This window comes from Lysinibacillus contaminans (genome assembly GCF_001278945.1).
Classification (GTDB): domain Bacteria; phylum Bacillota; class Bacilli; order Bacillales_A; family Planococcaceae; genus Lysinibacillus; species Lysinibacillus contaminans.
The window spans coordinates 19,537-44,938 of the sequence record NZ_LGRV01000005.1 but is presented as its reverse complement, the minus strand read 5'-3'; the positions used below and the strand labels follow the sequence as shown (position 1 = coordinate 44,938).

At 36.4% G+C, this 25,402-nt stretch carries 20 protein-coding genes and 2 riboswitches; of the genes, 10 read left to right on the top strand and 10 right to left on the bottom strand.

The window, feature by feature from the left end; all coding sequences use genetic code 11:
* Positions 1-6: 6 nt before the first annotated feature.
* Both AEA09_RS15340 and AEA09_RS19690 read right to left on the bottom strand, forming a co-directional pair.
* Positions 7-639, bottom strand: coding sequence for a 50S ribosomal protein L25/general stress protein Ctc (locus AEA09_RS15340; RefSeq protein ID WP_053584838.1), 633 nt, complete (start codon positions 637-639; stop codon positions 7-9).
* Between the two features lie 177 nt (positions 640-816).
* Complete coding sequence (locus tag AEA09_RS19690) at positions 817-975, bottom strand: DUF1540 domain-containing protein (protein ID WP_082332696.1); 159 nt, start codon at positions 973-975, stop codon at positions 817-819.
* A 348-nt stretch (positions 976-1,323) separates the two neighbouring features.
* Between AEA09_RS19690 and guaD the strand changes: the two genes are divergently transcribed.
* Both guaD and AEA09_RS15330 read left to right on the top strand, forming a co-directional pair.
* Entirely contained in the window at positions 1,324-2,694 is a 1,371-nt protein-coding gene (gene guaD, locus AEA09_RS15335) for a guanine deaminase (protein ID WP_053584837.1), read from the top strand.
* A gap of 75 nt (positions 2,695-2,769) precedes the next feature.
* Entirely contained in the window at positions 2,770-4,122 is a 1,353-nt protein-coding gene (locus tag AEA09_RS15330) for a uracil-xanthine permease family protein (protein ID WP_053584836.1), read from the top strand.
* 95 nt (positions 4,123-4,217) lie between these two features.
* On the opposite strand, the gene AEA09_RS15325 is transcribed toward AEA09_RS15330, so the two are convergent.
* Positions 4,218-4,559: a winged helix-turn-helix transcriptional regulator gene (locus tag AEA09_RS15325; protein WP_053584835.1), complete on the bottom strand. Its 342-nt coding sequence runs from the start codon at positions 4,557-4,559 to the stop codon at positions 4,218-4,220.
* 133 nt (positions 4,560-4,692) lie between these two features.
* Between AEA09_RS15325 and AEA09_RS15320 the strand changes: the two genes are divergently transcribed.
* Entirely contained in the window at positions 4,693-5,319 is a 627-nt protein-coding gene (locus tag AEA09_RS15320; RefSeq protein ID WP_053584834.1) for a nitroreductase family protein, read from the top strand.
* Between the two features lie 84 nt (positions 5,320-5,403).
* On the opposite strand, the gene AEA09_RS15315 is transcribed toward AEA09_RS15320, so the two are convergent.
* Both AEA09_RS15315 and AEA09_RS15310 read right to left on the bottom strand, forming a co-directional pair.
* On the bottom strand, positions 5,404-6,243 hold the full coding sequence (locus AEA09_RS15315) for a metallophosphoesterase (RefSeq protein WP_053584833.1): 840 nt from the start codon (positions 6,241-6,243) through the stop codon (positions 5,404-5,406).
* A 261-nt stretch (positions 6,244-6,504) separates the two neighbouring features.
* On the bottom strand, positions 6,505-7,236 hold the full coding sequence (locus AEA09_RS15310; protein WP_053584832.1) for a class I SAM-dependent methyltransferase: 732 nt from the start codon (positions 7,234-7,236) through the stop codon (positions 6,505-6,507).
* Positions 7,237-7,615: 379 nt separating this feature from the next.
* Positions 7,616-7,699, top strand: a riboswitch (cyclic di-GMP riboswitch).
* A gap of 144 nt (positions 7,700-7,843) precedes the next feature.
* On the opposite strand from AEA09_RS15310, the gene AEA09_RS15305 reads away from it, so the two are divergent.
* The gene (locus tag AEA09_RS15305; RefSeq protein ID WP_053584831.1) at positions 7,844-13,672 is read left to right on the top strand and encodes an NPCBM/NEW2 domain-containing protein; all 5,829 of its coding nucleotides are present in this window, start codon (positions 7,844-7,846) and stop codon (positions 13,670-13,672) included.
* Positions 13,673-13,731: 59 nt separating this feature from the next.
* Here the strand turns inward: AEA09_RS15305 and AEA09_RS15300 are convergent, their stop codons facing one another.
* Positions 13,732-16,371 (bottom strand): cation-translocating P-type ATPase, encoded by a 2,640-nt coding sequence (locus tag AEA09_RS15300; protein ID WP_053584830.1) that lies wholly within the window; start codon positions 16,369-16,371, stop codon positions 13,732-13,734.
* A 561-nt stretch (positions 16,372-16,932) separates the two neighbouring features.
* Here AEA09_RS15300 and AEA09_RS15295 point away from each other — a divergent pair.
* A complete protein-coding gene (locus AEA09_RS15295) occupies positions 16,933-17,775 on the top strand; it encodes an aldo/keto reductase (RefSeq protein WP_425412017.1) in 843 nt (280 codons plus the stop codon).
* Positions 17,776-17,847: 72 nt separating this feature from the next.
* Here AEA09_RS15295 and AEA09_RS15290 read toward each other — a convergent pair whose 3' ends face one another.
* The gene (locus AEA09_RS15290) at positions 17,848-18,231 is read right to left on the bottom strand and encodes a winged helix-turn-helix transcriptional regulator (protein WP_053584828.1); all 384 of its coding nucleotides are present in this window, start codon (positions 18,229-18,231) and stop codon (positions 17,848-17,850) included.
* A 110-nt stretch (positions 18,232-18,341) separates the two neighbouring features.
* On the opposite strand from AEA09_RS15290, the gene AEA09_RS15285 reads away from it, so the two are divergent.
* From AEA09_RS15285 to AEA09_RS15265, 5 genes are all read left to right on the top strand, one after another.
* Entirely contained in the window at positions 18,342-19,526 is a 1,185-nt protein-coding gene (locus AEA09_RS15285) for an MFS transporter (RefSeq protein WP_053584827.1), read from the top strand.
* A 341-nt stretch (positions 19,527-19,867) separates the two neighbouring features.
* Entirely contained in the window at positions 19,868-20,263 is a 396-nt protein-coding gene (locus AEA09_RS15280; RefSeq protein ID WP_053584826.1) for a YuzC family spore coat inner layer protein, read from the top strand.
* Positions 20,264-20,376: 113 nt separating this feature from the next.
* A riboswitch (SAM riboswitch) is annotated at positions 20,377-20,479 on the top strand.
* 86 nt (positions 20,480-20,565) lie between these two features.
* Complete coding sequence (locus tag AEA09_RS15275) at positions 20,566-21,303, top strand: cyclase family protein (RefSeq protein WP_053584825.1); 738 nt, start codon at positions 20,566-20,568, stop codon at positions 21,301-21,303.
* A gap of 533 nt (positions 21,304-21,836) precedes the next feature.
* Entirely contained in the window at positions 21,837-22,532 is a 696-nt protein-coding gene (locus AEA09_RS15270; protein WP_053584824.1) for a DUF2225 domain-containing protein, read from the top strand.
* Between the two features lie 21 nt (positions 22,533-22,553).
* Positions 22,554-22,907: a hypothetical protein gene (locus AEA09_RS15265; RefSeq protein WP_053584823.1), complete on the top strand. Its 354-nt coding sequence runs from the start codon at positions 22,554-22,556 to the stop codon at positions 22,905-22,907.
* An 86-nt stretch (positions 22,908-22,993) separates the two neighbouring features.
* Here the strand turns inward: AEA09_RS15265 and AEA09_RS15260 are convergent, their stop codons facing one another.
* From AEA09_RS15260 to AEA09_RS15250, 3 genes are all read right to left on the bottom strand, one after another.
* Positions 22,994-23,323 carry a four-helix bundle copper-binding protein gene (locus AEA09_RS15260; RefSeq protein ID WP_053584822.1) on the bottom strand — a complete coding sequence of 110 codons (330 nt, stop codon included), beginning with the start codon at positions 23,321-23,323 and terminating at the stop codon, positions 22,994-22,996.
* A 364-nt stretch (positions 23,324-23,687) separates the two neighbouring features.
* Positions 23,688-24,320, bottom strand: a complete 633-nt coding sequence (locus tag AEA09_RS15255; protein WP_245622881.1) for a class I SAM-dependent methyltransferase — start codon at positions 24,318-24,320, stop codon at positions 23,688-23,690.
* A 370-nt stretch (positions 24,321-24,690) separates the two neighbouring features.
* Positions 24,691-25,179 (bottom strand): VOC family protein, encoded by a 489-nt coding sequence (locus tag AEA09_RS15250; RefSeq protein WP_053584821.1) that lies wholly within the window; start codon positions 25,177-25,179, stop codon positions 24,691-24,693.
* Positions 25,180-25,402 lie beyond the last annotated feature (223 nt).

The window sequence follows — 25,402 nt, the reverse complement described above, 5'->3', positions numbered from 1 at the left end:
TTCATTTTATTGTTCTTGTCCGGAAGGATTTTGTCCCGTTGCTTCAGTTACTTCAGGCGTTCCATCTACAGTTTCTTCCTGTTTATTTTCAGCAGGAGGCGGTGTAATTGTGATGATTGTATAGTCATCTTCATTTAAAATCTCAAAGGGAAACTTATTACGAATATCGGATACATAAAGTGAAGTACCGATCTCGACATCTGAGACATCAACCTCAATTGTTTCTGGTATATGTGCTGGATTCACCTTAATCCTAATTTCTCGATTTGGCTGCAATAAGAAACCTCCTTGCTTTATTCCAATTGCATCACCTACTACCGTAATAGGTATATCGACTTCTAACTCTTCAGACATATTAATTGATTTAAAATCAACATGCTTAATATGGCCCTTTAAAGCACACCGTTGCACCTCTGTTAACACCGCATTAACCTTTTTGCCGTCGACATCTAATTGAAACACACTCTTACTTCCGATTTCAGCTAACACTTTAGCAAACATTCTTGCATCAAGTGCCATTGAAGTAGACTCCAATTGATGGCCATAAACAACTCCTGGGATAGCACCATTCTTTCTAAGTTGTGTTAACGTGGATTGTCTCCCTGCAGTACGTTTTTTTGCATGTAATACGGAACTCATTGTCTTTTTCCCCTTCCATGAAAAATAGTCACATAAAAGGTTTAGCCTCTTATGTAGAATTTTATACCTAAGGAAAAGGTCTACGGATTCTGCATTCATTTACGGCTCGAATCCCTAGACATAATTAAACAGGATAACCATTACAATGGTTACCCTTAGAAGGTTACCCTTAGAAGGTTAATGCTCTTCAGGAGTAAATGTTTTACAATCTGTTTCTTCACTTTTGGAAGCTTGTTTACCACTTTGATTAACTACGTAAATAGCCTCTGCCGTACATTTGTTGCCAGAGCCCCAATACGTACAATTATCGACTTCACAAAGAATCTCTTGAGCCATAGTATTTACACCTCCTCAATTGTTATCATTCACAAATTTAAGGTGCTTAATACGATAAGCGTGCAACAAAATTCATATTGTCTGTGAAGATATAGATTTCGTATAAATTTTTTAGATTTGATTTAACTAACTTTATAATCCCGATGAAAGAGCGAATCAAAATACATATTTTATACATTTTCCCATATCTCTTTACTATATAATATTAATCATTTGCAAAAAAACTAATTTATTCTCTCATTTTAATATGTATATTTATCAATATATTCGTTTTTTATAGACTTAACGGTTATAATGCCCTATAATAATCCATACAATTATCAAAACACGAACATTAAGGTGGATTATATGACTGAATATACGCAAATTTTCCGTGGGACTGCTTTCACAAGTAAGTCTTCAAAAGAAGTACAAATCTTAAAAGATTATCTATTCTGCATCAACGCTGACGGTATGATTGAAAAAGCCGTTGCACCTGATCATATGGACTATCAAGCTTTACTAAATACATATCAAGGGAAAGAAAACTTTCATCAATTAGCTGACGGACAGTATTTTTTACCCGGCTTTGTTGATTTACACGTTCATGCACCGCAATGGGCTCAATCTGGAACTGCATTAGATATTCCACTCAATGATTGGTTAAACAAGTATACCTTCCCAATTGAATCTAAATTCTCAGATTTAGATTTTGCTAAAGAGGTTTATGAAGATTTAGTCAGCACTCTACTTGCGAATGGAACAGCTACATCACTCTATTTTGCAACAGTTCATAAAGAAGCCAGCTTATTACTGGCTGAAATATGTGCTAAGAAAGGTCAGCGTGGTCTAGTTGGGAAAGTGGTCATGGATGAGCCTGAACAAACGCCAGAATTTTATCGTGATGCTGATACGCAAACAGCATTGGCCGATACAGAAGAATTTATCTTAGCTGTTAAAGAATTAGCGAAATCGACTAAACAAGGTGTCTATCCGGTTGTCACACCACGCTTTATACCAAGTTGTACGGATGGTGCTTTGAAGGGATTAGGAGAATTAGCTGCTAAGTACGATACGCATATCCAGTCTCACTGTAGTGAAAGTGATTGGGCACATGGTCACGTACAAGAGCGATTCAAGAAAAATGATGCCTTTGCTTTACATGATTTCGGCCTATTAGGTGATAAAGCTGTCATGGCACATTGTAATTTCTTAAATGATGAAGATGCAGAATTATTTGCTGAAACAGGCACTGCTATTAGTCATTGCCCAATCTCAAATGCATATTTCGCCAACAGTGTTATTCCAGTTGCACATTTACATGCAAAAGGTGTTGATATTGGTTTAGGCTCAGATGTTTCTGGTGGTTTTTCACCAAGCCTATTCGATAATGCTAGACAAGCTGTGATGTCATCTAGAATGTTAGAAGACGGTGTAGATCCATCTCTTCCTGCAGAAAAACGTGGTGTACCAAATTCACGTATCTCAATTAATGAAGCATTCTATTTAGCAACTGCTGGTGGCGGGGAAAGTTTAAGCCTACCTATTGGTCGATTACAAGAAAACTATACATGGGACGTACAAATTATCGATACAAAACTAGCCTCTGCAAAGCTACCGATTTTTGATGCAAATGAAGATTTAAACGATATCTTCCAAAAAATCATGTACCTTGTTCGACCAGAAAACATTCGTGAAGTCTGGGTGCAAGGCAATAAGGTTCATGATAGAACTGAATAAGAATTTTTTTACTCTATAAGTACCTAAAGTCAATCATCAATATAAATAACTTAAACTTTTGAGGTGTGTATCTTAGTGGAAACGCAAAATAACAAGCTAGCTAACGATAAAATCAGTCCCACGCATTTAACCGTTTTACCCGATGAAAAAGTTTCAGTCGTTCAATCAGCTCTTCTAGGACTGCAACATGTAATGGCTATGGATGTCTATGTAGTACCTTTTCTTATTGCGATGTTAATCGGTTTACAGTCTGGTCAATCAACAGCTTTAATTCAATCGACTTTTATTGCAGCGGGGATCGCAACGATTATCCAAACTTATTTCTGTATGAAACTACCTATTGCACAAGGCCCGTCTTATGTTCCACTTGGTGCCATTGTCGGTATTTATGCCGCTAGTGGCGGTGGTGAACTTGGTTGGAGCTCCGTGTTAGGTGCAAGTTTAATCAGTGCTATTTTAGTCATTATTTTAGGCTTTACTGGATTATTTAATAAGATTGTGAAGATATTTATTCCTCCAATTGTTGGGGGTACCATTATCTTTGTTGTTGGTCTTTCGTTAATGCCTGTTGGTTTGAGTGATAATATCTATAACGGTGCGGGTGCTACGATTAACCAAAACATCTATTTAGCGCTTATTGCAGCTACCGTATTAATCATTTGCGTTATGCTAGGCTCTTTCTTCCATAAGAAAGGTCGCGTTTTCCGTATCACTTCGGTCATCATTGCGTTAATCGCAGGTTGTATCGCTGCTAAATTTATGGGTGTATTAGATTTATCAGCTGTTTCTCAAGCAAAATGGTTTAGCATGCCACAAATACCTTTTGCAGACTTTGGTTTCACTTTTAACATTTCTGCAATTGTAACAATGGTTATTATTTATATTGTATTAATGGCTGAAACAACAGGTACATGGTTTGCTGTCAGTAATGTAATCGACAAACCATTAACAGACAAACAAATTAATCGTGGGGTTATCGGGGAAGGTATTGGTTGCTTCATCGCTTCATTACTCGGCTCAACTCCAGTAACGGGTTACTCAACAAATGCAGGGGTCATTTCGATCACAGGTATTGCAAGTCGTCGCGTCTTTGTCGCTGCAGGGGCTTGGTTTGTATTATTCGGGTTTTCAGGTAAATTAGCTGCCTTAATTTCTGCCATTCCATCTGCCGTAATCGGTGGTGTGTTCGTCATCGTCTGTGGCATTATTGCAATCAGCGGTTTACAAGTGATGAAAAATGAAAGAATTGGCGAAAAAGAAATGTACGTAATCGCTGTTCCAATGATTTTAACATTAGCTTTAACACTACTTCCTGATGATTTCTTATATTCTTTACCGACTACATTGCAATACTTATTTGGCTCGCCTGTAGCAACAGCTGCCATTGTAGCAATATTGTTGAATAAATTATTACCGAGTGTGAAATAGTTTTTAAGATTAGCATATAGGATAATAGATTCCATAAGTACAATTAAATAACTCCAAAATAAAAACTGGTTAGAGATACTAACCAGTTTTTTTCGTTATAAATCTTCTGTTGTCTGTTCAAAGTCACATAACTCTATCCATTTTAGAATAGACAGGATAACGTCCTGGAATGCTAAGCCGTTGGGTGTTAACTCATATTCTACTTTTTTTATGGAAGAGTCAATTAACTTTTTATTGATTAAGCCTGCATTTACAAGCTCATTTAAACGCTCTGTTAATAAACGATCAGAAATTCCCGGGATCGTTGCATGAATTTCGTGATACCTTTTTGGACCCGGTAATAAGGTATAAATAATCATCCCCATCCAGCGTTTTCCTATAAATTCAATCGCTTGATGATAGTTACTGCATATATGTGTACAATTCGGTTGAGTCATATAATAACCTCCCGTCTGTGAATTCAATTTCTCTTATTGTAGCATAGAAAACTTTTTTATTTGACTCACAAACTTACTAATGGTAAGATTTTATTTATTAACTTACCTTAAGTAAGTTTTAGGAGGAAACATAATGACAACAGCAACTAAAGATTTATATACAATTATGCACGAAAGAAAATCCGTTCGTAAATACGATCCTAGTTTTAAAATGACACAAGCAGAACTTGCAGAAATCATTACAGAGGCAACAAGTGCTCCCTCTTCAAGTAATCTACAACCATGGAGATTCATAGTTATTCAAGATGACGCTACAAAAAAAGAACTTCGTGCGATTGCTAACAATCAAGAACAAATTGAAACATCTTCAGCAGTTATTGCCGTTTTAGGTGATGCTGAAATGTATAAAAACGTCGAAAAAATCTACACACAAAATGTAGTTGAAGGTCATATGGGGGAAGAACAGAAAAATATTACGATTAGCAATACGCACCGTATGTACCCTCACGCTCCATTAGAAGTTAGACAGAACATCGCCTCTTTTGACGCGGGTCTAATTTCAATGCAACTTATGCTAATCGCAAAAGAAAAAGGATTCGATACAGTAACAATGGGTGGATTTGATAAAGTGAAATTTGCTGAGCGATTTGAATTACCAGAAAATCAATTCCCTATCGTACTGATCGCAATTGGTAAAGCAGCTGCACCAGCATTTGGCTCGTCACGATTACCATTAGAAGATATTGCTCGTTTTATCTAAATTACTAGTAAATAAAAAATCAGCAGAATTCCACTTGGATTCTGCTGATTTTTTGTCTAAGTTATTCAATCAGACGCCACTTTATTATAAGTGTATGTTTATAAGTGCGACTTGTGGAATGTTTCCAAAACGAAATGGCAGTTTCGTATTTCCCAATCCAGTATTCACATATAAATTTGGGTTAACGTTCCCAGAAAGGGTATACCAGCCCTTAACGTATTCCTCAGCTAATGCAGTAGTAGCGAGTGGTCCGATAAATGGTAGGTACACTTGTCCACCATGACTATGACCAGCCAAAACTAAGGCATGATTCGTAAACTCAAGCTGTTTTGCTACATCTGGTTCATGTAATAATACAAGTGTATTTTGATTACGAGCTAGCATTTCATTTACACCAGCTATATCAGGTGAACCTAACAGTGCGTCATCTAATCCATATATGAGTAGTTCTTCCCCATTTGGAAAAGTAATCGTCGTTTCTTCATTTTGTAAAAGCGTAAAATCAGCATCCGTAAGTAAACGTTCGTAATTTCGGACCATGCCGCCTCCGACATCCCGATTACCATAAACCGAAAATTTCCCGTATGGCGCTTCCATCTCTTTTAAAAGAGAGATAATCTCTTGGATCTCCGCTTCCGTTGCACCCATATCAAATAAATCGCCTGTAAAGACAATCATATCGGGCTTTTGTTTGTTTATTTTCTTAACAACCTTCTCGAACTGATCCATACTAAAAAATTCCCCTATTTGCGTATCTGTAAAATGAGCAATTTTAACGGATGTCTCTTTTTCCTGGTTCTGTGATACGTATGAAAACTCATGTGACTTAACAGTTAATAACTTTGATTCAATAAATGTTCCATAGACAAAAACGATAACTCCTACTGCCACCAATAGAAGTATAAACTTAAAAAACTTTCGCATTCTTTTCCCCTCAAATACTGTATTTCTTTATTATAATAATCGATGGATGTTACAACTGTGTCACAACTTAATGGGTGTTACAAATATTTTGATCAACAAGAGCACTTAGTAGATTAGTTGAGTATAGTTCGTGGAAAGAATCTAAAGATTTACTACCCAGATCATCATTTTTTGGTGAAATGAGCAAAGGGCCGTCACAAAAAGTCAGTTTTCACTGATTTCCCGGACAACCCAAGATATAAATATTATGAAAATACCCTCTTACTTTTCCGCTGAGATTATTAAAAACATAGGTCTCCTAAGTTCATCCTTCATCTCCGGTATACTCTGCAACATTGCTTCAGACGGCTCAGGTTCCTTGACTGCTTTTATCGTAAAACCAGCAGCCAATAAGTCATTTAAATATGTTGAAAACGTGCGATGATATTTGATGACGTTTTCAGTTAAAAATGTAGTTTCTCGTATACCTTCCGATTGATAATTGTCTACCGGCCAGTGCAGACGATTCCCCTGGCTATCGTAGTACCAATCTTGTTCTCCACGCGATGTAAAGATGGGATGTTCAACTGAAAAAACAAAAGAACCCCCAGGCTTTAGACATTCATAGACTTTCTTGCAGATTACTTCAAACGACTTAATATAGTGAAAAGCCAATGAACTTATCGCCACATCAAATTGTGCCTCTGAAAAATTGATGTCTTCAATTGCCTTTTTTATATACGTAATTGAAGGATCCTCTGTCATTTCACGAGCTTTTTGAAGCATCTTTTCCGATATATCAATGCCTATTATAGAAGCTGCCTGTTGGTCACTAGCATATCGACAATGCCAACCAAAGCCACAACCCAAATCAAGTATACTCTTATCTCGCAGCTCTGGTAGTAATGCCTTTAATACATGCCATTCCCCAGCACCTTCTAGTCCTTTAATGGACCGTGGCATTTTTTCATAGGCAGAAAAGAAATTTTCATCATCATATTTGTTTTGTTTCATTAGACATTACTCCTCTTTATTGCAAATTCACTGCTTACTTTTACAGATAGCTTATTGATTACTTTAGTGTGTACATTCTTTTCTTAGTAAATTCACTTCAATTCCCTCTTCTGTATTTGTGTTTTCAATACGTTGGGGAAAATAATGTTTACCTACTCTTTTACGCTTCCTTAACTTCAATTCTAACATCTATCCCATAATTCAAATTGTTTATACAAACCTATTTATTGTATACCCACTCCATATTTCCTATTATATTAGGTAGATTAATTTACCGTTTTATTGATATTTTAGCCATAATACCTTTATCGTAATTAGTAAAATATAGGGCAAATTGTTCTTTATGACAAAATTTTATTATGTTATTGTTTGAAGTATAAAATCGAATAGGCAAACCTAGAGAAATTTAGGGACGCAAAGCTATAGGGACTAAGGTGTATCACTAAGTCAGCCAGTTGCCGAAGAGTACATATTACTTTTTGTTGATATAAAGTTTCATGAAAGTCCAGAACTTTTTTATGAAAGCTTTATAGGAATAGAGGGCTACTCTTATTGAGTGGTTTTTTTGTGTGCTTTTTAGGAACATATTCATCAGGAGGAAACATATATGAAAGTAGTGACGATCGCAACAGTAGCGGCCATGGCATTAAATCTAGTCGGTGGTCCAATGAATGTCTTAGCGGATACAAATCACGATACAAGGGTTACAACGACTACAGCTGGAAGTAATATTAAACTAGCAAATATTGCGAATGTCAATAAGTTTACTTTGTATGAAAATGACTTATTGAATACATATAATGAAGTATTTAAAATGGAGAAATCCAATATCCGCTCAATTACGAACAATGGCGGAAACTACCCTGGATCTCCTATTGAAAAGGCAATCGATGGAGATATGAATACCCACTGGGAAACAGGTAAGCAAAATACCGCTACGTTCACAAATGAGCTCATCTTTCATTTCAATGAGAACATCACAATAGATAGAATTGTTTACGCAGCTCGTCAATCCACTGTAAAAGGAAAAGGATTTGCCCAAGCGTTTGACATCTATAGTTCAACTTCTGATGAAGGGAATGACTTTACACTCGTTTCGTCTGGTGAATATAAAGGTTCTACAGGGGATATTGTTGAAATTCAATTTAACCCAACAGAATTTAAGCGTTTAAAATTTGTCTATAAAAAAGCAAACCAAGATTGGGCAAGTGCTTCAGAGTTTCTATTTTATAAAGAAGATCCTGTATCTGAAAAAATGAAAAAATTATTTACTGATGATACATGTAGCACTGTAAGCGATGCGTTTAATACAATCACTGCCTTAAATGCATTAACAGAGGAAGCAAAAGATCATCCACTCTATCCTCTCTTTAAAGAAGATATTGAAAATGCGAAATTACTGTTAACACAAGACAAAATAGAAGCAATAACAGCTACAACAAAGCCATTTACTCATTACGCTAACGAAGACTACTCTAAATTATTTAGAATAAACAGTACAAACATTAAGAGTATTCGTAACAACGGAGGTCACTACGCTAGTGCAGTAATTGGAAATGCTATCGACGGTAACTTAGACACTTATTGGGAAACGAATAGAAGTAATACCAACGATTTTACAAATGAAGTAGAAGTAGAATTTAATGAAGCTGTAACGTTAAATCGAATTATGTATGGGGCAAGAAAATCTGACCTTAAAGGGTTTGCTCAAGAGTTCGAAATCTATGCTTCTCAAACATCAAAAGGCGATACTTATCAAATTGTATCTACTGGACAACATGCAATGGTAGCCGGATTGGTGGAAGCTGAATTCGAGCCTACTACCTTTAAGCGAATTAAATTTAAATTTAAGAAATCTGACCGAAATTGGGCCACTTTATCAGAATTAGCATTTTATACGGAAGATCCTTTAGAAGACAAAGTAAATAATCTATTTACGAATGGTTTAATGAATGAATTAAAGCCTGAATTTGCTTCAATAAGCACGATCAATAAATTAGAAACAGAAGTTGCTAAACATCCATTAAAAGAACAATTGCAAGTAAACATCAAGCTTGCAAAGGATATATTAAATAACGTCAATGTTGCTAATGAAGCAATCGTAACAGCATCTCAGCGAGGAAATTCGAATACAGAAGCAAGTAAACATCAGATAGCACGAACATCTTTCTCTTTAGAAACTTTTGGTCGATATGTAGTACCAGGCGAGACGGTTCAGGTTTTTGTTGATGCAGATGAAAACGGCGTAATGCCTAACTTAGTTTTAGGACAAATTGCTGATGATAAAAACGGCTGGATTAGAAGATATTCATTACAACCAGGTTTAAATACGATAAAGGCTCCTTCATATGACAATATGAAACCTGCAGCAATATATGTAGAAAACCCAGCGTTACCAAGCCAGCAAGCCTATGCGCCTAAAGTAAGATTAGTTGGAGGTACAGCCTTCCCTGTTTACTATCATGGAAAAACGGAGCCTGCAGCGTTTGAAAAAGAATTAGAAGCATATGTAGCGAAAATTAGTACAAATGATAATGACTTTTCAAATGGTATTCCTAAAGATGTTGTTTATAATATCGCAGAGCTTGTTTCTGAAAATAATACAATCTCTACAAGTGCGGCTGGTGCTTTAAAGGGCATACAAGAATTAAAATCTACAGGGAAAACTGTAGCAGACACGATGAATGACTGGGAAAGCTTATGGAAAGAGTTCCAAAAAATTAGCGGTTATACAGAAAATGATGCCCGCTTTAATGCGAAGTTCACTTCTAGGGTGTTTACAAAAGGACCTTATGGCTGGTCTGACTGGGGATACACTGGTTATAACGGAGGTAATACACCGAGAAGAGATGATGGTTTCTTCAAACAAATCGTAAAACCATTTGGTGTTCCTGGTAACGATGGTTGGGCTTATTTTCATGAATGGGGCCATAACATTAATAACTCCACTATGGAGCACACTGAAATAACGAATAATCTATACTCTGTAATTTTGAGAAAAAAATTCGAAAACGATAATAACGATCGAGTTGATTGGAACACATTATACAAACGATTTTCAGGAGAAAAAGTAAGCCATGGCTTCTGGACTTACCTAGGCATACTTGAGCAAGTACAATATTATTACGGTGAAGATACTTATGGTAAGGCTTCTCGAATTGCCCGAACAAACCCTGATGGTGTTATGAATGGCTTAGGCAGCAACTTACAAAGATTAGTTGTCGGTTTATCTTTAGCATCTGAAACAGATTTAACACAATTCTTCGAAGATTGGGGCTATGTAACAGCTACCGATAAAATGAAGGAAAAAGTAGCCCATTTACCTAAACCAACTGTGAAATTAGAATACATGCATAGTTTAGGACGTAGTTATGAAGGGTCTGGGTTCTCAAACGATGCGAAAATTACAGTACAATCTATAATAACAAATATAGAAAAAAAGGAGATTTCCCTATCCTATGATATAGATGCAGCTAATAAAGATGCTTCTATGGGTTATGAAATACTTCGAGATGGAAAAGTAATTGGCTATACGACGAGTCTGTCATTTGTCGACAAAAATGTCGATACAACTATTCCTCATACGTATGAAGTAGTTGCTTATGATAAAAAATTAAACAGTTTAAAACCTGCAGAAGTGAAATCACAGCAGCCAACCCTATCTGTAGAGGAGCAAGTAACGCTAAAATTACACCAACAGTATGACCCAATGGATTATGTAAAAGCATCTTCATATTCGGGTCTGGATATTACTGAAAATGTAGTAATAAAATCGAACACTGTCGATACAACAAAAAAAGGAAACTACGAAATTGTTTTCGAAGTAAAAAATGCGAATCTTACTGAAACGAAAATAGCAAAAGTGTCCGTAACAAGTGATTATGCATATGTTTCAGATATGAATGCAAAATCGGCGAACATTCAATATGGCGGCTTGAAGAAAGACACAGCAACTCCTGGCACGCCTATTACACTAGTGAGACAAGGGCTAGATGTTACTTACGCAAAAGGTCTTGGTACACATGCTAATTCAGAGGTTGTGTATGACATTGAAGGAAAAGACTTCGATTTCTTTGAAAGCTATATTGGCATAGACCAAAATGTAAAAGGAAAAGACGCATCTGCCACTTTTGAAGTGTGGGTAGATGGTGATAAGAAATTAACTAGTAAAGTATTTAAATCCAATACTGAACATGAATTTGTAAAAGTTCCGGTTAAAGGAGCAAAAGAAATTAAACTAGTAACAACAGATGCAAATGATAATGGGAATTCATTTGACCATACAGTATGGGCGGATGCGAAGTTAACAAAAGACTCTAGTATTCCAACATTAACTGTTTCTGAAGATTTAACGATGGTGAAGTTAAACAGTGATTTTGATCTGTTAAAAGATGTTGTAGCATCTGATATTGAAGATGGAGATTTAAAGCAACAAATCCAAGTAACAGCTCCTGACTTTACTACAAAGAAAACAGGTACTTATACGATTCAGTATTCTGCAATAGATAGTGATAACAATGTTGCGACAGCATCTAGAAATATTTATGTGTACAGTGATACTACATTCACAAGTGATACAAATTGGACGTCTGCACAAACTGCTTACAGCACGGTTAAGAAAGATACGTCTTCTTCAGGAGGCTCTATTAAGGTACTCGTTAATGGAGAGACGAAAGAATTTTCCAAAGGGATTGGTACGCATGCAAACTCTACAATTGTGTACGATCTTGCAGATAAGAACTACGATTACTTTGAAACATTAGTTGGAGTAGATCGAAATATCCCTGAAAATAATAACTCAAGTGTTACTTTTAAAGTACTAGCAGATGGACAAGAAGTCTATAATAGCGGGGTTATGAAATATAACACCGAAGCAAAACTAGTTAGGATTCCACTGAATGATGTAAAAGAATTAACGCTGATCGCAAATGATTCTAGTAACAACAATTCATCTGACCACGCTAACTTTGCTGATGCCAAGTTTTATATTTCAAATGGACTTCCGGAGCTTACAATCCCTAAATCGATTGCAACTAAAGTCGGAACTCCTATTGACATCAACGAACAATACTCAGCAATAGATGCAGAAGATGGCGATTTAACAGCTGCTGTACAAGTGACAGGAATAGATCAAGTAAACTTCGATCGAGCTGGTACTTATGAGCTTACGTATACTGTTACTGATAGTGATGGCAATGAAATCACAAAGAAAAGAACAATCTCTGTAGTGAATATGGACGATACTCATTACCTTTCAGATTTCGAATGGAAATCTACTCAAAACAGCTATACCGCTCCTAAAAAAGATGTAGCTACAAGTGGAAATGCTTTAAGATTAACGGCAGCTGACGGCAGTGAAACTTCTTATACAAAAGGAATTGGCGCACATTCCAATTCAACAATCGTCTATGATTTAACAGATAAAGATGCTGATTATTTCACTTCATTTGTGGGTGTAGATCGTCAAATGTATGGTTCGATCGGCTCTGTTACATTCCAAGTATTTGTTGATGGAGAAAAACAATTCGACAGTGGCTTAATGCAATCTAAAGATCCTCAAAAATTCATTGAAGTGAATATTAGCGGTGCCAAAGAGCTTAAGTTAGTCGTTACAGACGGAGGTAACGGGGACGGTTCTGACCATGCAACATGGGGAGATGCTAAATTACATTTCGCTAACGCGGATAGAATTTTCACACAAGATTTAGCAGCTGCTATTGAAGATGCGAAAGCCATCGATTCTGAGGGCTATACATCTGAAAGTATGAATGCATTCCAAGCTAGCATCGCAAAAGCAGAAGAACTTCTTGCGAATAAGCAAACCACTCAAGTAGAAATCGATCAAGCTTTAGAAATGCTAATTCAAGCAAAAGCTGCGTTAGTGGCAATAGACTTCAATCAAATCATCACAATAACAGATAGAAACCTTAAAATGTATATCCAGCAAACACTAGGGCTTACAGGAGAAATAACACTAGGTGATATGTATAAGCTCACTATTCTTGATTGTCCTGCTACTCGAACTGAAAGAGTAACGAGTCTTGAAGGCTTACAATACGCGAAGAATTTAGTTACACTAAATATCGCAGGAAATGAAGTAACAGATTTCTCACCACTAAAAGATCTAACTAAATTAGAGAATGTGATTGCACATCCACAAATCGTTGAAGTGACAAGCTTAACAGGACCAGTAATGACAGTGGAAAACCTAGTAAAAGGCTTAGATGGTCAATATCTAAATCCTTCCCAAATTGGTCTTAGACATACGAAAACCAATAAAGAAATAGCTGTAGATGTTGAGCAGCTTGCACCAAATGCAGATCAGTTTACAATTGATCTTTCAGCAGAAGATAAAGGTTGGTATATGTTAGTCATTGCTTATAAGTTAAACGAAGATACACTTATACAATTAACTTATATGGTTGGTAATAACTAGTATTTCACAAAAAATATAAACTCCCTTGAAAATCAATTTTCAAGGGAGTTTATCATTTATTAACCTTTTCGGTGTTGAATTACTTTAGCGATTTCCATTAGGATGACAGCTCCTAATGCAAGTCCTGTTGCAATCAACCAGTCTGTCATACCAAATTCACTAGGGATACCAAAAATATCACGTGTAAACGGTAGGACAGTCACGCCATACAGTATGAAGCCTAGAACGACCGCACCAATGACATATTTGTTGCTGAAAAATCCAAAACGAATCGATGTTTGCGTATTCGAACGCGCCACAAAGGTTTGTAATGTTCTTGATAAAATCAGTGTAGTAAATGCCATTGCCACACCCATTTCATCCGAGTGCGATAAGCCAATATAAAAGGAAATAATAACGGCAATCCCGATGAGCAAACCACGTGTCAGTACAGCTTGCATCGTGCCACCAGCAAATATCCCCTCATCAATGGCACGTGGTTTCTTTTCCATTACATTCGGCTCTGGCTTTTCTACTCCTAAGGCAATTGCAGGTAACGAATCATTCACAAGGTTTATAAATAGCAACTGCAATGCAGTAAACGGGTTAGGTAAATTAAAAGTAACTGCATATAGGATGGCAATAATAGCACCCAAATTCCCTGCAAACAAATAGCTTATCGCCTTCTTAATATTATCAAACACGGTTCTTCCTACTTGAACAGCATCTACAATGGATACAAAGTTGTCATCTGTTAAAATCATAGCAGCCGAATCCTTAGCAACATCAGTACCAGTTCCCATTGCAATACCAATATCTGCTTGTTTCAACGCTGGTGCGTCATTTACACCATCACCCGTCATAGCTGTAACAGCATCTTTGTTCTGCCATGCCCGTACGATACGAATTTTATTTTCAGGTGATACGCGCGCATAAACAGAGATTTTATCCAATTTTTTATTTAGTTCTTCTTCAGACATTGCATCGAGCTCTTGACCCGTAACCGCAATATCATTTTTCTCCATTAAACCAATATCCCGACCAATTGCTTGCGCTGTTGTTTTATGATCACCAGTAATCATAATTGTACGAATACCAGCCTTTTTCGCTTTCTCTATAGAGCCATACACAGCTTCTCTTGGTGGGTCTATCATTGCTGTTAAACCAACTAATACGAGATCATGCTCGTCATCATGGTTAATATGTGTTTTTCCATCTGGTAGACGTTTATATCCAAAAGCTAAAACCCTTAGTGCTTGATTAGAAAAATTTTCATTTGCATGTGCAAAGCGTCCTAGTAAATCATCACTAATCAGTTTTTCTTCACCATTGACCAACACTTTGCTCACACGGTTGAACATGACATCAGGGCCACCCTTCGTCAGTATCATATTGACCCCGTCAATGTTATGGAGCGTTGACATAAGCTTCCGATCCGAGTCAAAAGGAATTTCCGATACACGCTGATACATAGCACGTAGATGCTCATATTCACGCGCATGCTTATTCACAAAGTTAATCAAGGCAACTTCTGTTGGATCCCCTACTTCCTGACCATCTTTATTGATGTAGGAGTCATTACAGAGTGCCGCTATCAAAATAAGTAATCGCTCAGATTCATCCCAGTCCTCTGAATTTTCAGGTAATCGTTCGTTTTTATCAGACAGTAAAAAATGATCTGTCACAGTCATCTTGTTTTGTGTCAGTGTGCCTGTTTTATCTGTGCAAATTATACTAGTTGAGCCTAACGTTTCGACAGCAGGGAGCTTTCTAATAATTGCATGCTGTTTGGCCATTTTATTCGTACCAACAGATAATACAATGGTTACGATCGATTGTAGCGCTTCCGGTATTGCTGCCACAGCAATGGCAACAGAAAACATAAGCGCCTCCAACAGTGCCGTTGTCATATCGGCATTACTACCACCAAACCAAATACGTGCAGCCTGTACAGCAAAAATAACGATACACAGTAATAAAATACCGATACCAAGCTTTTTACTGAAATCATTTAATTTTCGTTGTAGCGGTGTTTCTTTTTGTTCAGCAGTAGCCAGCAAATTAGCAATTTTCCCAACCTCTGTTTTTTCTGCTGTACCCGTAACCACAAAGGTACCTCGTCCATAAACAACTAACGAGCTACTAAATACCATATTTCGCCGGTCACCAAGGGCTACTTCCCCTGAAATGGCTTCTATCGATTTTTCTACAGCCTCTGACTCACCTGTTAGCATGCCTTCATTCACTTTCAATGAACCACTTTCTAGCACACGTCCATCAGCAGGAACATAATCCCCAGCTTCAAGGAAAACAATATCACCTTGAACGAGCTCCTTTGCTGCGATTGTTTGCTTTGTTCCGTTACGCATCACCTTCGCCGCTGGAGCAGACATATCTCGCAATGCCTCTAAGGAGCTTTCCGCTTTTCTAGTCTGTATAACACTAATCAACGAATTAATGAGTATCACTACAAAAATGATTACTGACTCAACTATTTCACCAAGTAAAATTTGGACACCTGCTGCTACAAGTAGAACAATTACCATTGCATCTTTAAAAGTTTCTATAAATAGCTTCCAGGTTGGCACTTTGGCTTGATCTTCTATTTCATTGTAGCCATCCCGCTCTAGACGCAGTTGCACTTCCTCGTTGGATAAGCCCTTCTCTTTGGAATCTACTGCCACTAAAACGTCTTCTTTGCTATGTTTGTAAAACTCCATTTCATTCCTCCTTACTTTGGTGATTTTCACTAAAAATCACAATAAGTTGATGCCAAGTTATAAATTTGGACATCCTCTTCAAAAACACTACTCATCCTATAATGATGCTCATTTTCCAATAACTTTAATACCCTTTTATAAACTTTATTTGACCAATTTGCAGTTTCCGCCTCATAAAAGTCAAAAACTGTAGATAGTAGCTAAATCCTTCTTGATCTACGTCCATACAAGTATATCTAATTTTGCTTATTCTTCGTTATGTATGAGGGCACTAAAAAAGTTAATTTTCCATAATATTCACACCAAAAATTCATTACTTGGATTTAGCTCGCTGGCATTCGCTTTCCGCAGGCGAACAACTATTAAAAGAAGTATTTTTTAATTACATATCATCTTACCTAACCTTTTTCAAAAAAAATTAAGCGCAAAACAATTGATAAGACTAAATAGGAACCTCCGCGTTTCTATGAAACCAAAAAGTGCGTACTTTTTTTACTGTGTGCATGGCTACATAATTAAGAAAGCAACGAAATACAAACTCAAATGGAGGACTAAATAATGATTAATAGTTTACAAGATACAATCAAATTAAATAATGGGGTAGAAATGCCAGGCATTGGCCTTGGTGTATTCCAAGTGGAAAACGATACAACAGCAGAAATTGTAAAAAATGCGATTGAGGTGGGCTACCGTAGCATTGATACAGCCGCTATTTACGGTAACGAAGCGGGTGTTGGTAAAGGCATTAAACAGGCACTAGCATCTACTGGTTTAAAACGCGAAGAATTATTCATCACATCTAAAGTATGGAATACTGGCTTAAGCTATGCCGAAACAGTAGCTGCTTATGATGAAAGCCTACAAAAATTAGAACTAGATTACTTGGATCTATACCTAATCCACTGGCCAGGTAAAAATAAATATGCAGAATCTTGGAGAGCGCTTGAAGATCTATACAAAGAAGACAAAATCAAAGCAATCGGCGTATGCAACTTCAACATATCGCACTTACAAGACTTATTAAAAACAGCTCGCGTAACACCAGTTATTAACCAAGTAGAATTCCACCCACGTTTACAACAATTAGCGTTACGTTCATTCTGCAAAGAGCACAATATTCAATTAGAAGCTTGGGCTCCATTAATGCAAGGTGGGCTTCTTGAAGATCATACCATTGCCAAAATCGCTGAAAAATACGGGAAATCCAATGCACAAGTTATTTTACGCTGGGATATTCAAAATGGGGTTGTAACAATTCCAAAGTCCGTTCGTAAAGAACGTATGATTCAAAATGCAGACATCTTTGATTTCAGCCTTACTGATGAAGAATTACAAGTAATTAATGCCATGAACCTAGACAAACGCGTTGGTCCAGACCCATCAGAGTTTGACTTCGTAATGTAATAGAACTTTATACCAACATAGAGACGAAAAGCCTCAAGGTATCACTTAACCTTAAGGCTTTCTCTATTTTTATTAAGATGTTCGCTTTACAGCAATATCTTCATCACGCTGCATTAGAAGCACATCTTCACCTTGATCTATTAATCTTTCAATGTGGTTTTCACCCCAAGTGCAAAGTAGGTTAAGCACGGGCTCCATTTCTCGTCCATATGGTGTTAATGAATATTCAACCTTTGGTGGTACTTGATTGAACACTTTACGATTAATTAATCCACATTGCTCCAGTTCCCGTAATTGATTCGTCAACATTTTTTGTGAAATACCAGGAATTAATCGACGAAACTCATTCGTACGTATTTTGCCATGGTGATTCAGGTGACATAAAATAACTGGTTTCCATTTACCTCCAATTACTTCAAGCGTGGCTTCAACACCAATATTATAAACTTTTTCCATCGTGAACCCCCTGTATTACTCAAAAGTAACTAAAAGTACTCTACACGTTTCTTTAGCATGTATGAATAATACTACACCCTATTTTAAAAATCAAAGGAGCTACCAAGAATATGACAAAATCAACAGTACCAAACGCCAAACTAACACTCCTTGCACTCGCAATCAGTTCTTTTGGTATTGGTTCTACAGAATTTATAAGCGTGGGGTTACTCCCACTTATCACCAATGACTTCGGTATCTCATTAAGTACTGCAGGTTTAACCGTATCCATCTATGCATTAGGTGTAACAATTGGCGCACCACTTTTAACGGTTCTAACATCTCCGCTAGACCGAAAAAAGGTTCTATTGCTCGTAATGGTACTTTTTATAGTCGGTAACTTATGGGCTGCTATGGCACCTACGTTCTCTTTACTACTAATCGGTCGTATTATTTCATCTTTAGCACATGGTGTATTTATGTCGATAGCCGCTGTCATTGCTGCTGAAGTCGTAGCACCAAACAAGCGTGCAAGTGCGATTGCCTTCATGTTTACAGGTTTGACATTGGCAACTGTGACCGGTGTGCCATTAGGGACTTTCATTGGTCAAGTAACAGACTGGCGTATGTCATTTGTTTTCATCGTCATTATCGGTTTAATTGGTTTAATTAGCAATGCATTACTTGTGCCAAATAATCTTTCAAAGAGTACTCCAATTTCGTTGCGTGATATAGGTAAAGTATTAAGTAACTTACGTATGTTATTGATTCTTTTCATTACAGCAATCGGTTACGGTGGGGTATTTGTAGTCTACACATACGTATCTCCTATTTTAGAAAAACACATGGGATATTCTCCTCACGCTATCGTGGTTATTTTAGTCGTATACGGTATTTGTGTGGCAATAGGGAACACATTAGGTGGACACTTTGCAAATAACAATCCATTACGTGCTATTTTTTTCATCTTTATTGGTCTTGCGCTAGCACTACTAGGCATTAATTTCTCAATGGAATCACAGATGATCGGATTAATTATGGTCTTTCTTATGGGGCTATTCATGTTTATGAATGTACCTGGCTTACAACTATATGCCGTTCAGCTATCTGAAAAACATGTACCTTCTGCTACTGCGATGGCTTCAGCATTAAATATTTCTGCATTCAACGTCGGAATTTTTCTAGGATCTTACCTAGGTGGATTAATTGTACATTATCAATCATTAAAACATACTCCCTTATTTGGCTTCTTAATGGTTATGGTTGCCGCAATCGTTACATTATTATGGTTAATTTTCGAAAAAACAAAAAAATAATGAAGATAGGCCTTCAAGCTTTTTTTAACATAAATTTATAATAGTATTTGTTGTTAAATTAGAATCTGGTTACAGCAATTTCTCGAGCATAATGTTCGAGAAATTGCATACATAAAAAAATGAGAATTTCAAAATAAAACCAATTACAAATGCTTGATTATTCTTTAGACTGACCATTTATTTAACGCTTAAAATTTATTGGGCGCATTCATATCTCACGGAAAAAAGCTGTGTAAAGGCTGTATGAATTTTTATTCCTCTTACTCTGATCAATCCAGTTACACATAACGTCATGACAATTCATACTATAAGTTATTAACCCTCGGATAGGAGGAATTTCGTTGTATTACAATCCTTATTATGTCTATCCCAATCAATATCCCATGTGGATGACGGCAAATCATACTTCGCTTACTCAATTGCCCATACACCTAGCAATGCCAACAAATAACACCCCATTCCCACCTGTAGATACACATAAATTAAAATCGTCAGCCAAAAGTATTCAGGTAATTATGCAGCAGGCTCTTTTACTTTCAACTAAAATTGCAGAGTCAGATCAGTTCGCACATGATCTCATGAACGCTGCACAACTTTCAAATAAAGCAGAAGTTGATAAATTAGTTGCATCAACAGGTATCACCATTAAGTTCGAAACAAAATTCACCCCAGGCGTTATTCAAATTCGTTTCTCTGAAAGTGATTGTTGTGGATTAACAATGATTTTAGATTGGTGAGTGGTGAAGTGAAAAATACAAACGCAAACTTTGTATTTCATTGAACTTGTAAACTACTATGAGATATAATAAAGTAATCATAAAATGAATTCAGAAAATTCATTTACTTGATATTCTTATCGTGAGAGATGGAGGGATTGGCCCTATGAAGTCTCAGCAACCAGTTCCTGGCATGGTGCTAAATCCAAGTGGCGGTAGTCGCCTTGAAGATGAGAAGATCGACTTCAGTTGTTTACACGTGAGGGCCCTCTTCTAAATAAATTGGGTTCTCTTTTTTATTTTGACTAAAGGAGCTGTTTCTATTGGCAAACGAACTTTTACAAGCACTTCAATTATTAAAATCTAAGGAATGGGTTGATTTAACACACACATTCGGACCCAACTCGCCTCACTTTTTTATGTTTGATGACGCAAAATTCGAAACACTATTCTCACATGATGATGGCTTTTTTGCACAACAATTTACCTTTCCTGGTCAATACGGGACACATATCGATCCACCGATTCACTTCGTTCGAGACACTCGCTATTTGGACGAATTAGAATTGAAAGAACTCGTCCTGCCACTTGTTGTTATTAATAAGGCGAGGGAAGCCGCACTCAATCATGACCTTTCGTTAAGCGTACAAGATATTCTTGACTTTGAGGCGGAATACGGTGAAATTGAAGCAGGTACTTTTGTTGCACTACGGACAGATTGGAGTAAACGTTGGCCTGACAAAGTATCATTCAATAACAAAGATGCAGAAGGTAATAATCACATTCCTGGATGGGGATTGGAAGCGTTACAATTTTTATTTAAAGAACGAAAGGTAAGCGCTGTGGGCCACGAAACATTCGACACCGATTCAGCTGCTGATTTTCGGAAAAACGGGAAGTTAGATGGTGAATATTATGTACTCGACCAAGATACATACCAAATTGAGCTCATGACAAACTTGGATAAGCTACCACCAAAGGGAGCCATTATTTTCAATATCGTGCCGAAGCCTGAAAAAGCATCGGGATTCCCTGTTCGTTCATTTGCCATTTTGCCGTGATACTACGTTTTCGGAACGAAAGATGAAAGATAGAACCGAATTATTTTCTAAAAATAAGAGAGGAGCTGCCAAAATCATTTTAAATGACTTTGGCAGCTCCTCTCTTCAAACTTAACTTGAAGTAGAAATAGACTAGCGCATACTTACAACCTTCAACGACACAACTGTCTTTATTTTCGATTTACAAGTAGTTACTTCCTCCTAGATTTATTCTTACACGCCTCCAAATGACTTAGTCTGAAAACAGCAGAAGAAGCTTTTTTGGAGTAACCATTATACGTAGTTTGATAAAACATCAAAATAATTTAACTTAATCTCAAAACCTCCGATAAACATGATTGCAAGTACTTTTCAGTGAACACCGTATATATAAAAATAGAGGATATTATCTTAATAATTCGAAATGAGTATACCAAATTACATAAAATTGTTAAAATAAGAGAAAATTCATTAAATATATTGAACGAGTAAATACACCGTATAAATAGAACAAAAGAAACACTACGAAAATTTATGCAACGGAGTTGGTTCATATGGCTTTTAATATTTACTACTACGAAAGTAATGTGGATTGTAAGTTTTGCAAAAAGCATTTTTCGACATATAAGGTACGTCCAAATCGTTATAAAATAGTTGAGGAACAAACAGACTTCATGCCAGTATACGAAGGCTTGAATCCGTTGTTATATGAAGTTGCGGTTTGTCCTCATTGTGGATATGCCTATCACAAGTCCATGACTAGAACATATGGGCCTTTCATGGAACTAATTAATGAGATATACATTAAGGAACTACAAAAAAAGATTAATATTTGCCAGGAACGGACGCTAGATGATGCGATTGTCAGTTATAAGTTAGCGTACCTCGTCTCAAGAGCATCGATGGAAGAATCACTGCTCATGGCTAATTTTGCATTAAAAATAGCTTGGCTCTACCGGTTGAAAAATGATAATAAATCCGAAACGCACTATTTATTTGCTGCTCGAGACTTTTATAGCAAGTCCTTTGCAACCAATCAAGAGGGCGAGGAACGTATTCAATTTTTACATGCAGAACTAAGCCTTCGACTCGGTGATATAGCAGAAGCCAAAAAAGGGTTCTCACGGTTAATTTCAGATCGAAACATTTCGAACAAATACCGAAAACTCGCACGTAATTGTTGGGAAAATTATAGATATGATGAAAATGTTATCAAAGTAGATGGTGGCATAGGAGAAGTACTCAATTAAAACAGAGGGGGGAGAATTATCATGCAGCTGTTTGGTAAAAAAATTGATGCCAGGGATGAAGATATTTTTTCGGAGTTACTTCATTTTTTACTTAGAAAAAATAATCGCGTTTTATCGAATGATGAAATCGTTGAATTAACAGGCGTTTCATCTGACTTACTCTTCAAATGGGTGAAAGCAGGAAAATTAAAGCCTTCGATTTTCCCCAATCTAGGCGCCCCATGCGAACGATGTGGAAGAATTACGCAAGCCAAAATCTGTGTTAGCTGCTCATCCTCCATCGTGAATACATTAAAACAAGAGGAAAAAGACAAAGACTGGTTCAATCAGATCCAACGAAAAGATCGGAGAGCAAGTGCATATCACTACAAATAGAACATAAAAAAGCTTGAAGATATAGTGATTATCTTCAAGCTTTTTAAACATTAAATAAGTAATATTGATTTATAATCGGAAAGCTACTATACAGCCATTTCTTTGCACATTTCTGCACATTGGTAGCACGCTTTTGCACATTCTTGACAATGTTTATGATGCTCATGTTTTTTACATACATCTCCACATGCCTGACAAATTTCTGCACATAGGTTACAAATTTGCTTTACAAATGGACTGTTTGATTGCATTGACTTAGCTGCGAAAGCACATATATCTGCACACTCTCTAAGGGTACGAATACACTCTGCTAACATTTTCACATCATCTTCATTTAAACAGTCATCAAAACATCTATTACAAGACTCCATACACTCAAGACAAGCTTTAATACACTCTTCATAGCTCATTTTCATTTCCTAATACCTCCTGAAATTTTGATGAGTACTAATGGAACTAGCTCCAATTACTATATACCCCATCTAGCTAACCATTAAAACATCATTTAATCACCAAAAGTAAGAGGATATTTATATTGCTGCAAAAAGAGTGAAAGCTATTGAGTATCTATCCATTATTAGTCCACTAAAGACGTTTGAATTACCTCCCAAATCATAAATAAGATTCGACTATACTTCTTCGTTAGTCGAATAACTGATAATTTTTCTTAACTATATTATAGAATTTGATGCGGCAAATATTCTCAAAAACCTTTAAATAACATTTGTGATAATAAAGTTGTTTAATCCTGTTTAACAAACGCCTCTGCTCGTTTAACAATTAACCCCTTTTTGAATCAAGAATAAACATAGACGAATCGTGTCCCATGAATATTTTACTTCCTGTATAAAAAGTTTCGAATTGAATATCGCTATACCCTATTTTAGTCATTATGTCGGATAGATCTTCTGGATTAAACCCGTTATGAACAATATCCGAAACTATTTTTTCATTTTTATTAAAATCTACGATTAGTAAATGTCCCCCTTCATTTAGAACATCAAATAATCTTGATAAAACTAATTCAACATCATGAATGTGGAGTAGAACCTGAGACATAAAAATATAGTCGGCTTGTACATGTATATCCGATAAACTTTCCTTTTCAATATCAAAGCATAATGTATCTACATTTTGAATATTAAAATCAGTTATTTTTTGGTTTATTTGATTAATCATGTTTTGTGAAGTATCTAGAAAAAGCATAGAATTAAACTCGTTTAACAAGTTCATTCCGACAAGACCAGTTCCGCACCCAAAATCAATCGCATCCTTACTTTTAGCGTCAACTAAAAAATTATGGATGGCATCTGATGATAACTTTGCAATTTGGATTCTTTCAGGAGTGTCATATATATTAGCTATCATTTCAAACTTATCAGTATTTCCTATTTTAATCTCTCCAATCAACATTAATAAACAAGCCTGAACACTAAAAAACTTGTCCTTATTTAGGATACAATTCTGCATATCACAATTCAACATATCTGCTATTTTAGCTCAATAGTGATTTTCAAATATCTTTATTGTTTTTTAAAAGACTTTATTATGAATTACAGTACTTAATTATGGCTATACAATCGCAAAAAACTCGACCCATGGAAAATAGATCGAGTTTTAAATGTGATTTTAATTTGTTCGACTCCCAAACATATCGTTGAATTTCAGTACCCGACTTTGTGTGTTACTCAACATATGTTTGTTGCTTTGAAATAAAGTTTGATCAAAGTGGTTTCTTTTCTTATCAACGAGTTTGCTGTGTTGATAAAAAAGATTGGATATTTTATTTGATTTCCTCAGCCAGTTCCAAAATAATTCCTTCTGGCCCACGAACGTAGCATAATTTATAAGCGTTTTCGTAGTTTTGTATCTCACCAATAAGTCCTGTGCCTTTCATTGTCAATTTGGTAACAAGGGCTTCAATATCTTCAACAGCAAAGGCAATATGCCGGATACCCAGAGTATTTGCTAAAGGACGCTGTATGCCATTTTCATCTGCTGGCGTGCGAAATTTTACTAGTTCTATATTTGTGTCACCATCTGGCGTTCGCAACATTACTAGTTCTATTTTTGCGTCACCTTCTGGTGTTTGCAACATTGCAACTTCCTCTTTAACGTCTTGAAGCCCCATTATCCGCTCCATCCTCTCCACCCACTCGCCTTCCACTTTTCCTTCTCCCAGTATTTCAAGGCCAAAGTCAAGAAAAAATGCTTTTACGGCAGGAAGATCATTGACGACTATTCCCACATGATCTATTCTATGGATTTTCATATATCATACCACCTTTTCCTAATTTTATAAAATATGTCGCCTAAAAATTTCTTCTCGATTGCTTAATAGCTTTTCCTCTTTATTCAATAAACTGTCCCTTTAACGGAACAATTTATTTTCAATTAACAATTCATTAATCTACTTTTTAATTCAGCTGTTCTTTCCCTTCATTATAAAAATGCCCCTTTAGATAACCATATCCAAAGGGGCAAAACATCACGGC

Excerpts from the sequence above, each read along its gene's own strand:
- AEA09_RS15260 (WP_053584822.1), bottom strand. The coding sequence starts at position 23,323 with ATGAAAATGAGCTATGAAGAGTGTATTAAAGCTTGTCTTGAGTGTATG.
- AEA09_RS15285 (WP_053584827.1), top strand. The coding sequence starts at position 18,342 with ATGACAAAATCAACAGTACCAAACGCCAAACTAACACTCCTTGCACTC.
- AEA09_RS15310 (WP_053584832.1), bottom strand. The coding sequence starts at position 7,236 with ATGAAACAAAACAAATATGATGATGAAAATTTCTTTTCTGCCTATGAA.
- AEA09_RS15290 (WP_053584828.1), bottom strand. The coding sequence starts at position 18,231 with ATGGAAAAAGTTTATAATATTGGTGTTGAAGCCACGCTTGAAGTAATT.
- AEA09_RS15305 (WP_053584831.1), top strand. The coding sequence starts at position 7,844 with ATGAAAGTAGTGACGATCGCAACAGTAGCGGCCATGGCATTAAATCTA.
- AEA09_RS15265 (WP_053584823.1), top strand. The coding sequence starts at position 22,554 with ATGCAGCTGTTTGGTAAAAAAATTGATGCCAGGGATGAAGATATTTTT.
- AEA09_RS15270 (WP_053584824.1), top strand. The coding sequence starts at position 21,837 with ATGGCTTTTAATATTTACTACTACGAAAGTAATGTGGATTGTAAGTTT.
- AEA09_RS19690 (WP_082332696.1), bottom strand. The coding sequence starts at position 975 with ATGGCTCAAGAGATTCTTTGTGAAGTCGATAATTGTACGTATTGGGGC.
- AEA09_RS15325 (WP_053584835.1), bottom strand. The coding sequence starts at position 4,559 with ATGACTCAACCGAATTGTACACATATATGCAGTAACTATCATCAAGCG.
- AEA09_RS15315 (WP_053584833.1), bottom strand. The coding sequence starts at position 6,243 with ATGCGAAAGTTTTTTAAGTTTATACTTCTATTGGTGGCAGTAGGAGTT.
- AEA09_RS15340 (WP_053584838.1), bottom strand. The coding sequence starts at position 639 with ATGAGTTCCGTATTACATGCAAAAAAACGTACTGCAGGGAGACAATCC.
- AEA09_RS15255 (WP_245622881.1), bottom strand. The coding sequence starts at position 24,320 with ATGTTGATTGGAGAGATTAAAATAGGAAATACTGATAAGTTTGAAATG.
- AEA09_RS15320 (WP_053584834.1), top strand. The coding sequence starts at position 4,693 with ATGACAACAGCAACTAAAGATTTATATACAATTATGCACGAAAGAAAA.
- AEA09_RS15300 (WP_053584830.1), bottom strand. The coding sequence starts at position 16,371 with ATGGAGTTTTACAAACATAGCAAAGAAGACGTTTTAGTGGCAGTAGAT.
- AEA09_RS15250 (WP_053584821.1), bottom strand. The coding sequence starts at position 25,179 with ATGAAAATCCATAGAATAGATCATGTGGGAATAGTCGTCAATGATCTT.
- guaD (WP_053584837.1), top strand. The coding sequence starts at position 1,324 with ATGACTGAATATACGCAAATTTTCCGTGGGACTGCTTTCACAAGTAAG.